Source organism: Christiangramia fulva (assembly GCF_003024155.1).
GTDB classification, from domain to species: domain Bacteria; phylum Bacteroidota; class Bacteroidia; order Flavobacteriales; family Flavobacteriaceae; genus Christiangramia; species Christiangramia fulva.
In genome coordinates, this window is record NZ_CP028136.1 from 3,296,780 (window position 1) to 3,309,160 (window position 12,381).

General features: G+C 38.9%; 10 protein-coding genes. 1 reads left to right on the top strand and 9 read right to left on the bottom strand.

The genetic code is table 11. From position 1 onward, the window contains the following. Position 1 precedes the first annotated feature (1 nt). Positions 2–1,186, top strand: coding sequence for a class I SAM-dependent methyltransferase (locus C7S20_RS14680; protein ID WP_107013183.1), 1,185 nt, complete (start codon positions 2–4; stop codon positions 1,184–1,186). On the opposite strand, the gene flxY is transcribed toward C7S20_RS14680, so the two are convergent. The 9 genes from flxY to C7S20_RS14725 all read right to left on the bottom strand — a co-directional run bounded on the left by flxY (position 1,183) and on the right by C7S20_RS14725 (position 12,380). Further along, the gene (flxY, locus tag C7S20_RS14685; protein WP_107013184.1) at positions 1,183–2,466 is read right to left on the bottom strand and encodes a flexirubin biosynthesis putative acyl-CoA ligase FlxY; all 1,284 of its coding nucleotides are present in this window, start codon (positions 2,464–2,466) and stop codon (positions 1,183–1,185) included. The two genes, C7S20_RS14680 and flxY, sit on opposite strands and share 4 nt — an antisense overlap. After that, complete coding sequence (locus C7S20_RS14690; RefSeq protein WP_107013185.1) at positions 2,463–4,127, bottom strand: C45 family peptidase; 1,665 nt, start codon at positions 4,125–4,127, stop codon at positions 2,463–2,465. Before C7S20_RS14690 ends, flxY begins: the two co-directional genes overlap by 4 nt. Position 4,128: 1 nt before the next feature. Beyond that, positions 4,129–7,113, bottom strand: a complete 2,985-nt coding sequence (locus tag C7S20_RS14695) for an MMPL family transporter (RefSeq protein WP_107013186.1) — start codon at positions 7,111–7,113, stop codon at positions 4,129–4,131. Further along, positions 7,113–8,309, bottom strand: coding sequence for a DUF2062 domain-containing protein (locus C7S20_RS14700; RefSeq protein ID WP_107013187.1), 1,197 nt, complete (start codon positions 8,307–8,309; stop codon positions 7,113–7,115). The genes C7S20_RS14695 and C7S20_RS14700 overlap by 1 nt, the downstream gene beginning before the upstream one ends. Before the next feature lie 72 nt (positions 8,310–8,381). Further along, positions 8,382–8,747: an ApeI family dehydratase gene (locus tag C7S20_RS14705; protein WP_107013188.1), complete on the bottom strand. Its 366-nt coding sequence runs from the start codon at positions 8,745–8,747 to the stop codon at positions 8,382–8,384. A gap of 27 nt (positions 8,748–8,774) precedes the next feature. Beyond that, a complete protein-coding gene (lolA2, locus tag C7S20_RS14710) occupies positions 8,775–9,395 on the bottom strand; it encodes a flexirubin biosynthesis/transport protein LolA2 (protein ID WP_107013189.1) in 621 nt (206 codons plus the stop codon). Further along, positions 9,382–10,152 carry a polysaccharide deacetylase family protein gene (locus C7S20_RS14715; protein ID WP_227009019.1) on the bottom strand — a complete coding sequence of 257 codons (771 nt, stop codon included), beginning with the start codon at positions 10,150–10,152 and terminating at the stop codon, positions 9,382–9,384. The genes lolA2 and C7S20_RS14715 overlap by 14 nt, the downstream gene beginning before the upstream one ends. Continuing rightward, entirely contained in the window at positions 10,142–11,203 is a 1,062-nt protein-coding gene (locus tag C7S20_RS14720; protein ID WP_107013190.1) for a beta-ketoacyl synthase chain length factor, read from the bottom strand. The genes C7S20_RS14715 and C7S20_RS14720 overlap by 11 nt, the downstream gene beginning before the upstream one ends. Further along, entirely contained in the window at positions 11,196–12,380 is a 1,185-nt protein-coding gene (locus C7S20_RS14725) for a beta-ketoacyl-[acyl-carrier-protein] synthase family protein (protein ID WP_107013191.1), read from the bottom strand. Before C7S20_RS14725 ends, C7S20_RS14720 begins: the two co-directional genes overlap by 8 nt. Position 12,381: the final 1 nt, after the last annotated feature.

A 12,381-nucleotide genomic window follows, 5' to 3' on the forward strand; every position in this document is an offset into this window, starting at 1 on the left:
TATGCTGAACAGGGCGCTTTTAAAACCTGAAATTGCGAAATTTGTCTATGAAAACAGAAAAAATGACCTTCCTTCTCTTATTCTGAAAGGCAGCCCTTTTACAGAAGTTACCGTTCAGGAACTGGCCCAGCAAATACAGGGTGTGAAGATCGCTGAAAAAAAGTTTCCTGAATTTTATCAAAATAGGCAAATTATTTATCCCCCAAAACTCAATCTTGAGCAGACTTCTTCTGAAATTACTGCCCAATACAAGGCTTCACTCGTTTCCGGGAAAAAGGGAATTGATCTTACCGGCGGACTGGGAATAGACTCTTATTATCTTTCTAAAAATTTTGAAGATTTTACTTATTGCGAACTGGATACACATCTTTCAGAAATTGCAGCGCATAATTTTGAAGTGCTAAACGCAGGGAATATCAGGACGCTTAATCAAAATTCTCTGGAATTCTTAGCAGTCAAAAATGAAATTTTTGATGTTATCTATGCCGATCCTGCCCGGCGGGACGAACATGGTGGAAAAGTTTTTAAACTGGAAGATTGTATTCCCGATATTCCCTCAAATCTTCTGTTGCTTTTTGCTCATACCAATACTATTTTGCTTAAAACCTCCCCTATGCTCGACTTCAGAATAGGAATGCAGGAATTGCAGCGCGTAAAGGAAATTCATGTGGTGGCTGTAAATAATGAAGTGCGGGAAGTGTTATGGATTTTGGATAAAAATTTTACTGAAGTAAATCCTTTGCTGAAAGCGATCAATTTTGGTAGAAACCGAAAAGAAGAATTGGCCGGGAAACTGGAAGAAACAGGAGAAAAAGCAGAAATATCCCGGCCCCTGAACTTCCTTTATGAACCGAATGCAGCAATTATGAAAAGCGGATTGTTCGACCTGGTTGCCGGTAAAACCAAAACTAAAAAGCTCCATCAGAATTCTCATTTATTTACTTCTGAAGAAAATTTAGAATTCCCGGGCAGAAAATTTCAAATAACTGAAATTGAACACTATAAGGCTTCTGATCTAAAAAAGAAGTTGAAGGGTAAAAAAGCAAATATTACAATCCGAAATTTTCCTGAATCTGTAGAAGATATCCGTAAAAAGTTCAAAATTAAAGAAGGCGGTGAAGATTATATTTTCTTCACAACGAATCTTAATGAGGAGAAAATAGTGATCTTCTGTAAAAAGATTTAATTTCTAAGATCTTTGAAAACCTGTGGTTTCCTGCTTGTTTTTGGAAATCGGATGCTATTGATTTCTTCAAGAGGAATTTTCTCAAAATCAGGCGTGACGTGAAGTTCCGATTTAAAATGCTCTTTTAGCGATTCGATTTCGGCGCTTTGTAGTGTATCAGGGATCAGGATCTTCAATTTGTCATTAGAAAGTTCATCATGGCTCGCCTCTATGAGAAAACTTTCCAGTTTTCCGTAACTGTTGAGCGCTTCAATAATATGCTGCGGATAAATACTGGTTCCTTTCAACTTAAGTTTTTGTTGTTTTCTTCCAATTACCGGCCCTAACTTTTTAGTGTTTCTCCCACATTCGCAGGCAGAATTTGTGAAAGTCAGCATATCACCTGTCGCGAAACGAACCAAAGGCATGGTTTGTACTCCCAAAGGCGTCACCACAAGCTCTCCTGTTTCGCCGGGAGCTACTTCCCTGCCCTGTTCATCTACGATTTCAGTATAAATAAGATCGCTTAAAACATGATTTCCCTTGTGAAATTCACATTCTGTAAAGGCAGTGGCCATTTCGGTAGACGCATAGGTAGAAAACAGCTCAATTTCCCATTTTTCAGTTATTTTTTTTCCAAGGGCATTTAATCCTCCATCCCCGGAGCGCAACGGTTCCCCTATGCAAATTGCTTTTTTTACAGGGGAATTCTGAATATCGATTTTGTTCTTTACAGCATAATCTATTAATTTCAATAAAAATGATGGAACGGCAACCAGAACTGTTGGCTGAAACCTTTGGATACTTTCCCACTGGAGTTTTGGCAATCCGCTGCCGGTTCTAATTATCCCCGCTCCCATTTTGCGAAGTCCTATAAAATACGCCATACCCGCCATAAATCTACGATCGAGAGTAGTGGTAATTTGTACGATATCTTTTGAAGTTACGCCCGCTATTTCAAAAGATCTTTGCTCATTTTCCGCGAGACGGTCAAGGTCGGCATCGTTCAAAGCAAAACTTACAGGGCTTCCCAGCGTGCCCGAAGTGGTTACCAGGTCAATAATTTCGGCTTTTGGAACCGCAATGAAGTCCTCATTAAACCGTTGAAGGTCTTCTTTCGTGGTAATAGGAATAGTTCTGAGATCATCAAAAGATTCAATTTTTGAAATATCCACTCCCCTTTCCCTAAAAATTAGCTGATAAAATGGTGAGTGCTCAGCGATATAAAGCAGCTGTTTTCGTAGAAGCGCAAACTGTTCTTCCTCAATTTCCTTTTTATCTCGAAAATATAAATCCTTCATTTTTTCAGTTTTCGATAGCTTTTCCTGATCATTTTTTCCAGCATTCGCTTATCCGGCAAGGTAGTCACTTCTTTTTTTGAAGCGAGTTTGAAATTAATTACGGCTTTTTTATAATCGCCGTGCTTATAATTGATATTTCCGGCAAGAAAATAGGCTTCCCAGAACTGGGGATTTAATCGAACAAGTTCTGCACCCGTCTTTTCTGAAGGTGTTTTCCCGGAATTTAGATCTTGTATAACCTGAGACTCTAATTTGCGATATTGCTCATAATCCCTGTACTTTTTTGTCTTCAGAAAATCACTTGCCGGGATAAGCGCAGTATTATCGGCTACACTTTTTGAAACATTTCCTTTTTCAAATTTCTGAAATACATCATCAAGGTCATAGGCGACAAATTCGCCCATTTGATATGGATTGGCAGAAACCCAAACCTTTCGTTCCTCAGGTTTAAAAACGATGCCGTGATGCGCGAGTAGCTGATTTATAGCCTTTTCGTTCCCCAGGCCAATAGTTTTATCATGCAAACCTTTACGGTCTCTAAGTATGGCGACTGCTTTCCCGGGAGTAAGTTTATCGTTTTCATCCAGTAATTCATTCATTCTGTCAAACCGGTATTTAGAATGACTTTCTAAAATCGCCTTTTTATTGCGCCGATCATCTTTATAGGCGTCGCTTTGGAAATGATTACTGCACACCAGTTTATCGTTATTTTCCACTTTATAAACCCCAAAATTTTTCGGGGAAACTTCAATAAGAACAGCTTTTCGTTCATCACCGCTGCCCACCATGATCGATTCGGAAACAAAGACTTCTCTATTCCTGGCTATTTGGATGGCTTCATCAATATTTGAAGCATACTGAAGGATTTCTCTTGAAACCAGGGTAACAGGAGTTTTTGCCATCAGGGGAATTTTTGATTTTCCGGCATTGATGGTCACGGTTATTCCTTTTTCGTTCATCCCGCTTACCGCTCCAATCATTCCACCCCAGGTATAGGTCATGAAATTATAGCCTTTATCGGGATTATAGAAAGCCGCAATTTTTTGTTTTCCGAAGTCATCCCCGGCATAAAAATCGAAATTCCTTCCTATAAGTAATTCTCCATCTGCGGTTCTGTCGTTCCAGGCAGCAAAAGAAGTACAACCCACCAGCATTAGATCCTGCAAGGCGTGCCCGATATCGTGCGCGCCGTGAAAATAAAGCATCCTGATATAACCGGGCGCAAAATCATCGTATTTATGAAGGCCGTAGCGGGAAACGCCATAAATTTCTTCTTTGTACTCTTCGGGGACATAGAGATACATCTTACGGTTAAACCAGGAAACCACTTTTTTAAGAAATCCCCGATAAGACTCGGAGGGTACTACTTCCGCGAGTTTATTCATAAAAGCCTCTTCCTGGTGATGGATGAGTTCGCGGGTAAGATTGCCGTTGGCTACTCCCATTTCCAGCGGATTTCCTTCTATATAAAGCTCCCAAATACCGTGAGAATTTTGAAGTAAATTGTTTTTTCCAAGGCTATACCAGGTATCGTTGTGTTTTACGCGATTGGTATCAATCTTTTTAATTCCGGAAATATCGGGCCGCTGCTCCAGGGATCGTTTTACTCCGCAGGAACTTAAAAGAACAATAAAAAAAACAGCTAATAAGCGGATTTTCATTCTAATCGGCTTTTTGAAAAACGAGAATATTGTTTTGACGATAGATAATTTCAAAGTTGAGATCAAGCAGCCAGCGCGATGGAAATTCGGTGTCGGCGAAAATGACCTTTTTAGCATTCCTGCCGATCAGTTCCCGTAAAGCAGATTTATTTTCATAATCGGCATTTACAATATACACCTCAAAACCTTCAAGTTTTTCAATCTCATCAGTAAATTCAATATCAGAAATATAGGATGCTGGTGTATTTGCCGCTATTTGCCTTTTTTCCTCCTCAATTTCGAGTCCGGTGATCTTGCTATTCGGAAATTTATAGTGCAGAAACAAGGCTAATTCACCCTGGCCGGAATTGATGATCCCTATGCTTTGACCATCTTCGATATACCGGCTGATGCGCACAAAAAGCTCCCTGTTCTGTCTGAAATGCTTCCGCGCACCGGCTTCCACCGATTTATAATGATAATTATCGAGGACGGATTTTTTGCGGTATAGCTTTTCAGTTTCTGAAATATCTTTTCTGAAATAATACGGGATATTCGCCAAATAAATGGGAGCTTTTCCTTTTTTAGCCCTGTCAAGAAGAAAGGCGCGAAAAATTCTTCTTTGAAGAATAAAACTCACAGAAACCGCCATTATTACACCAATTATCGAAACTATGGAGATGGATCTCAAAGCCGGGTGTTGTGCAAATATGAGCGCTCCCATACCTAAAAGCGTGGTAATTACCGAAAGAAGGATAGATGTCTGGTAAGTTTTTAAATCGAATTCACCGGTTTCATATTCTTTTAAACAGGAATTGGTAATAAAAATACTGTAATCAAGGCCGAGCCCAAAAATAAAGGTTGAAATGATGATATTCAGGATATTGAACTCAATATTTAAAACCGACATGATCCCGAGAGCGCAGATCCAGGTAACCGCTATGGGCAGCAAGGTTAAAAGACTGAGTTCAAGGTTGCCGTAGAACAATAAAAGGATCAGAAAAACGGCGATTATGGAGTATCCGATCAATTCATTGAAATTTTGACGAAGATGGCCCAAAAAGCTCTGATTCATTAATTTGCGGTCAATGGCCACTACTCCATTGGAGTTTTGAAAAACGTTTTCAATTTTTTCGGCGTTTTCTTCTTTAAGGCTTACCGTATTTACCACGGTGGCAAAACCATTCTTTTCTGAAATAAAATCATCGAGATACAGGGAGCCCGCTTTTTGATAATCATCAAGATCGATGGGATAAAAATGTTTTTTCATCTCATCATAAAAACAATCGAAACTTCTAGGTTTAAAACCAAATTCAGAAGAAAAATTTAAAACATTTTCTTTAACCCTTTCCCGTTTTGAATCGGTCCAGAAAGTATTCCAGTGTTCAATTCTGCGATTTTGCGTGTTAGTAGAGAGAATAACGCCGCCAATGCTGCTGAAATTTTCAATTAATCCTTCATTTTTAAAATTTTGGAGCTTTTTGTAAAGCTCGTTATTTTCCTGCAGGGCGTCATCTACCGAATTCCCATAGGCCACCAGGTAAAGTGTTTTTTCAGATCTGCCGGCTACTTTAGAGATACTGTCTTCCAGCTGCTTTATTTCCTTTGGCTGATAGTTAAGGCTGGAAAGGTCGTTATTGAATTTTACGTTACTGAAAAAGAAAAGACTTCCTAAAAATAGGATTATTAGTCCGTAAAAAAGAGGTTTTATTTTTGAATAATCTTTAGCCGCGATCTTATCCAGGAAAGTTTTTTTCAAATTTTCTTCCGCAGGATTATAAAGCAAAGGAATGAGTACTAATGAAAATAAGGAAGACAACAGTACGCTTATCGAGGCGAAAATACCCAAATCGGTGAGTGCTTCGCTTTTTACGAATAAAAGACAGGCAAAAGCCACTGCGGTGGTAAGGCTGCTCATCAGGATTGGCCTACTTACATCTTTATAAAGCTTTTCGACATCTGTATTATTTCGAAAATGCGTTAAAATATGCAAAGCGTAATCGATACTAATCCCTAATAAAACCGCCCCGATCCCAAGAGATATGGCGGAAACACTTCCTTTAAAAATGCTTAAAAAGGCAATCGCCGAAACGCCTCCAATGATACTTGGAAGAAATAAAAGTAAAGGCACGTAAATTTTCCGATAGAAAAAAAGCAGCAGCGCCAAAAGCAGAATAAAGGCAATACCAAGGGTCCAGATAATATCCTTTTTAATTCTTTCGGCATTAGCAAGGGAATAAAGAACACCTCCAAAATAATCAGAATGAACCCCCTCGAATTCAGAATTCAGCTCACTTGTTATTTGATTAAGTTTATTAACGAGAATCTTGTTTTTACCTGTTTCAGAGGAAGGATAAACAGGGTCCAGAAATAAAATAATATGGTCTCTGTTTTCGCTGATCAGATAATTATTATAGATCCCAAAATCATCACCGGTTTGAAGTTCCCTGAGCTTTTCGAGTCCGAGATTGGTGAAATTAAGCGGATCTTTAAAAAAATAATTCTTTGTGAAAAAGCCGGTTGGAGCCATTAAACGGCGGTATCCCCGGGAAAGATAATCCCGAATGCTATCGGGTTGAATACGGTTCGACATCTCCTCATAATCCTGGTTATCAAGAAAAATAGGGAGGTTATCATACACAAAAGTATATATGGCATTAAGGTCTTCATCGGGAACTTTTCCGCGGATATCCTTAATGTATTTTGGAAGCTCATCTTCAATCCTGCTGGTAAGATGATCGGCATACGAAACCAGGGAATCAGGAGAGATTTGATCATTTTGAGCAGAAATATCGATGATGATCTTATCTGAAAAATTGGTAGTGGAAAGGATCTTCTGAAGTTTCTTTTGTTCTTTTCCCCTTGGAACAAGAGCCGTGATATCTTCTTCCAGGCTGATATTCCACGCGAAAAAACCAATAAAACCAAGGTAAATTAATACAAAAACAAGCCCCAGATAAGGACGCTTTTTAAGAAAGCTGTAAATATTATAAAAGGCTTTATGCATTAAGGTTTGACCACCTGCTTTTGGTTAAAGACCGAAAATAAAAAATAAAATACAATCCACATTCCAATTGCTGTCACAATTGCAAGTGCGATACTTCCGGTAATATACTGCCAAACTCCCATAAAAACATCATTCCCGTTCTCAAATCGCTGTAATTTGAGTCCCCAGTCAAAGCCTTTTCCCGAGATGAACGATCCGGCTTGGTAACTTGCATAGACGATAATAGGAATAAGCGGTGGGATACTGATATTCGAAAACAGAAAAGCGATGACCTTATTCACCCTGAAAATCGCTGCAAGAACAAAGATTAGTAAGGTGTGCAGGCCCCAGAATGGGGAAATTCCCACAAATACTCCCAAAGCAATGGCGGCAGCCTTTTTATGCGGTGGTTCCTGGCTTTTGATGATATCTTCTTTCCAGAATTTGCGAAAACCTTTTTTCCTGAAATCCTGATATTTATTGCGGGGATGTACATAGAAAAAACTCAGCAATACAAACCACATATACAATAAAACGATACGTACAATATCCCAGAATGGCCTGAAATGAGATATTCGATCGTCTTTTTGATAGAAAACTTTGATGGGAATGTTCTTAACTTCCACTTTTTTCCAGGCCGCTTTCACTAAGATCTCTATCTCAAATTCGAATTTCCAGGTGATAAGCTTTAAAGAATTCACCAGTTTTACCGGATAAAGGCGATAACCGCTTTGCGTGTCATTTAGTTCAATACCGGTAACCACGAGAAACCAGAAATTTGAAAAACGGTTGCCCTTACTGCTTTTTCCCGGAATACCATCACTCCCCATATTCCGGTCGCCCACCAAAAGCAATGGTGGATCCTTTTCATCCCTGGATTCCAGTTCAGTTAAAAAAACATCAAGATCATCAGGATAATGCTGCCCGTCAGAATCAATGGTGATCGCGTAATCGTATCCCAGATCTTCTGCAAATGCGAACCCGGTTTTAAGGGCAGTGCCTTTTCCTTTATTTTCGGGATGGGTTTTACAGGAAATTTCAGAATTATTTTCTAAAATACTGGCAGTTTCATCGGTAGAACCGTCGTTGATCACGATAATATTGCTGGTATACAGTTTAAGATCTTCAAGGAATCCGCCAAGGGTCTGGGCATTATTATAGGTAGGAACAATAACGCAGCAATTAAGTTTCTCAAACCTTGACTGGAATACCGGCATACTATTATCTAAAAGAGTCTATCTGCAAAAATATTATTTATTTACAGAGTAACACAGGAAGCTAGGTTGAATTTATTTTATTTTGTATAGAGAATTGATTTTAAGAACAATACCGCTATTGTTCTTAGCTATTCCTTTAAGCTTTACATATTCACCAGCTTCTTCCGCTTCTGTCTCCAGAATAAGTTCTTCATCGGTAGTGGGATCACAAACAGCCATGAATTTTACATTATTGGCACGTTGCATCTGGAGCTTTTTTCCGGAAATTCGTTCAGCTTCTTCCTTGAACAAAAGCATCAAAACAACGCCGGGAGTTACAGGGCGGTCCGGAAAATGGCCTTTATAGATTTCGTGATCTTTGTTAATGGAAAGACGGGTATGGTTTTTTCCTTCTTTAAAAGAGGTTTCTTTAAGCTCGTAAAAGTTCTGTAAAATCATTCTGAAATGAATTTACCACAATATACTTCAGTTTTGAAAAACAGCGGGTGAGATAGGTTGATTAATTTCGATATTTTTCATAGAAATCTCAGTATAGTCCCCGGATGGATCGATAAGTCGTACCGATTTTATAAGCTGATTTTCATCAAAATTGAGCCATATTTCCTTAAACATGGAACTTAGGTGAGATTCATTCGGAACAATTCGGGCTTTGATCTCATTATTTATCCTAAAGAAATTAATCCTGAAATCCTTGTCGGCTTCAAGGATCTTTCCGTTAAGGCTTCCGGCAATAAGTTCACCAATCTGGGCGAAGAGTTTATTTCCTGAAAGATCAACTTCTGAAAGTTCTCCGTTTTCCAGTAAATAAAGCTTGGAATCTTTGAAAAGAACCTGATAATCATAGGGAGCTGTATATTCCCATTTCAGCATATTAGGCGATTTATAATAAACCCTGCCTTTGCTCTGTGGATTTTCATCCATCATTTTCATGTGCTTCACCTGGATGAATTCAGCGGAAAAACTGTTAATATTATTCGCTTTTCGAACGACAGCCGACTTAAAATTACTCTCAGCGTTTTCCGATAAAGGATTCTGCGAAAACATGGAAATACTGGCGAGGAAAAGGCAAATTTTAATTATACGCATCAATTTCAAATAATTTATCGGGACGTATGGTGCCGAAGTTTTGTTGTTTTAGAAGTACCAATAATTGTTCCAAGATTGCTGGCGTTTTAGGCATATTATCATGTAAAAGGATTAGATCTCCAGATTTAACTTTTCGTGTGATCCTTTTCAGGATAACATCATTTGATTTTGTAATCGCGTCATATGGCCTGATGCTCCACCCAATTACCGTATGCCCTGATCTTTGCAGAGCTTTTTTTGTTTTCGGATTAATTATTCCGAAAGGCGGCCTGAAGAGCTTCATTTGAACCCCTCCAATTTTTTTGGCCACTTTATCACAATGTATAATTTCCTCGTAGATCTTTTCACTGCTGATAAACCCCATTTTTTTTGTATGCGAATAAGTATGATTCCCTACGATATGCCCTCGTTTAATAATTTCCCTGAAAATATCGGGATTTTTCTCAATTTCCTTTCCAATACAGAAAAAAGCTGCTTTTACATTGAATTTATCAAGAATATCAAGAAGTTCTAAACTTATGGTTGTTGGCCCGTCATCGAAACTCAGGGCAACCTTTTTTTCAGTGAAATCTTTGCGGGAATTATAAGATTTGACAAAAAAATTAAAGCGAACATTCGTGGAGAGCACGAGCATACAAAGTGCGTAAGCAAGGATCACCAGAATTACAGGCCAGAAAGGCCAGTTTTTAAACAAAAAAAGCAACAGAAATGCGATGCCTGCCAGGAAACTAAAGCGGTTTATTAATTTATAGGTCAATGCTTTGTAAGAGAATTAATCCGTGATTTCTGCCAAGATATTGATTATAAAGCAAAATATTCCGGGGAGAATTACATTTTGCGCTATTAAGTTTAAGGATTTCAGGGATTTTCCCGGTTTTCAGGATCTTTGAAGCCAGCCATAGACCATAAGAAGAAATTGTGTGATTATCACCTGCCAGATGTTTATAGGCAAGCTGAAGTTTTTCAGAAAACAGATTTTCTACGCCTGAATAATAGCCATCGTACCTTGAATCCCCATTTTTTCCCAATAATACCAGGTCAATATCATCTTCGGAAAGCTCATTTTCTAATATGAAATCTTTTATTTTCCGATCGATTTTTTCAGGATCAACCGAATTGAAAATTTTCACATCTTTAATTGCAGCATAAGTATTTGGAGACGCCGAATTGCCTAAAAGGAAAAAAGCAGCAGCTTCTGAAGTTATTGTTCCTTCTGAATTCTCTTTGAAGAGATCTGTATTTTTTATTTGCTGCTGTTTCAGCTGATGATCATAATATTGAAAAGATGTGGAGGTTTCAGCGATTTCCTCTACCCCGCCGACCAGTAAATTCTGAAAGTTTTCATCTTCCGCCAGTATTAAAGCATCGGCAAGAGCGCTTTCAAAAGAAGCCGAATTTTGAGTGAAGGTCATATTATAACCAAAACACTTCAAACTGAGAGCAATTTGACCGGCGACGGTATTGTGGGTTGACTGAATAAAAGAAGTTGGGCTAAGAAGTTCTTCATTGCTATCGAGAATTTGTTCGAGGAATTTTTCGGTTTCCTGCATACAGCCCTGGCCTGTGCCAACGATTATCGCGTCGGGTTTCTCAATTTTAACTTCTTCAAGTACTTTTTTTGAACATACCAGACCCATTTTTACCGCTTTAGACATTCTTCTTAAAAGCATAGGCTTAATAAAAGCTTTATACTCCTGGTCCAGAGCCGGTAAAATATTCTGGTGATACTCAATGATAGAGGCACCTTCAAAAACATCTTCAGGTTGCGGGGAAATGGCAGCGATCGCATTTATAAAAAGTCTACCCATCTTTTTCAAAAATTAAAGAAGTACAATTACCTCCAAATCCGAATGAATTGGAAAGAACCTTTTTAACTCCTGCGTTCCTAAAAACGGCAACAGGTGCAAATCCGGTTTCGCTCATTTTTTTAGAAAAATTCAGGTTTGGATACAATTCCCCGTTTTGAATAGCGAGTAAACTAAAAACAGCTTCGACAGCTCCCGCAGCTCCTAGAGTATGCCCGGTAAAAGATTTTGTTGAACTAAATGCCGGAAGCTTTTCTCCAAAAACTCGTTTTAGGGCAATACTTTCAGAAAGGTCATTATTTCTGGTTCCGGTGCCATGAGCATTGATATAATCGATTTCCGAAATCGATATTTCTGCTTTCTTTAAGGCTTTGGAAATTGCCCTGAAAGCGCCTTCACCATTTTCAGAAGAAGCTGTTTGATGGAAAGCATCGTTGGCATTTCCGTAGCCCGAGATTCTTCCCAGGACGCTTCTACTTTCAGCTAACTCATCAGATTCCAACAAAAGATAAGCAGCGGCTTCGCCTAAATTAAGGCCGTTTCGATCTTCATCAAAAGGCCTGTTTTTTTCCGCGGAATGGATCATGAGGGAATTGAAACCATTCAGCGTAAATCTTGTAAGGCAATCGGTTCCGCCTACGATGACCCTTTTTGCCTTGCGGGAAGCTATCATCCTGGCACCAGCCATAATTGCATTCGCTGAAGAAGAACAGGCTGTACTGATGGTCGTAACAAAATTGGAAAGATTAAAATATTCGGCAATTTTTTCGGTAGTGAAACCGGGATGTTGCGCCTGTATAAATCGGTTTTTTTCAGAATCAGCCGAATATTCGCGATAAAAATTTTCGGTCGCATCGATTCCCCCCACGCTTGTGCCCGAAATAAAAGCGGTTTCTTCAGGAAAATTTTCATATCCTGAATTCTTTAGAAGTTCCTTTACTGCAAGGGTACCTAACAAAGCTGCCCGGGTATAGGAATGATTTATCGGCAAATTCAGCAAACTTGCAATCTCCGAATTGGAAAGCTTAATTTCTCCAACTGGTAAGCTGTTATGCCGGGTTTTAAGAATTTCAGGAAAACTAAGACCAGATTTGCCATTTTTCAGCGATTGGTGGTTTTCTTTCAGATTGTTTCCAATTGAAGAAACTATTCCAAGGGCTGTAACGGCAATGCCTTTCATA

Bases quoted from the DNA above. Each gene is read 5' to 3' on its own strand.
- C7S20_RS14680 (WP_107013183.1), top strand. From the start codon at position 2: ATGCTGAACAGGGCGCTTTTAAAACCTGAAATTGCGAAATTTGTCTAT.
- flxY (WP_107013184.1), bottom strand. From the start codon at position 2,466: ATGAAGGATTTATATTTTCGAGATAAAAAGGAAATTGAGGAAGAACAG.
- C7S20_RS14690 (WP_107013185.1), bottom strand. From the start codon at position 4,127: ATGAAAATCCGCTTATTAGCTGTTTTTTTTATTGTTCTTTTAAGTTCC.
- C7S20_RS14695 (WP_107013186.1), bottom strand. From the start codon at position 7,113: ATGCATAAAGCCTTTTATAATATTTACAGCTTTCTTAAAAAGCGTCCT.
- C7S20_RS14700 (WP_107013187.1), bottom strand. From the start codon at position 8,309: ATGCCGGTATTCCAGTCAAGGTTTGAGAAACTTAATTGCTGCGTTATT.
- C7S20_RS14705 (WP_107013188.1), bottom strand. From the start codon at position 8,747: ATGATTTTACAGAACTTTTACGAGCTTAAAGAAACCTCTTTTAAAGAA.
- lolA2 (WP_107013189.1), bottom strand. From the start codon at position 9,395: ATGCGTATAATTAAAATTTGCCTTTTCCTCGCCAGTATTTCCATGTTT.
- C7S20_RS14720 (WP_107013190.1), bottom strand. From the start codon at position 11,203: ATGGGTAGACTTTTTATAAATGCGATCGCTGCCATTTCCCCGCAACCT.
- C7S20_RS14725 (WP_107013191.1), bottom strand. From the start codon at position 12,380: ATGAAAGGCATTGCCGTTACAGCCCTTGGAATAGTTTCTTCAATTGGA.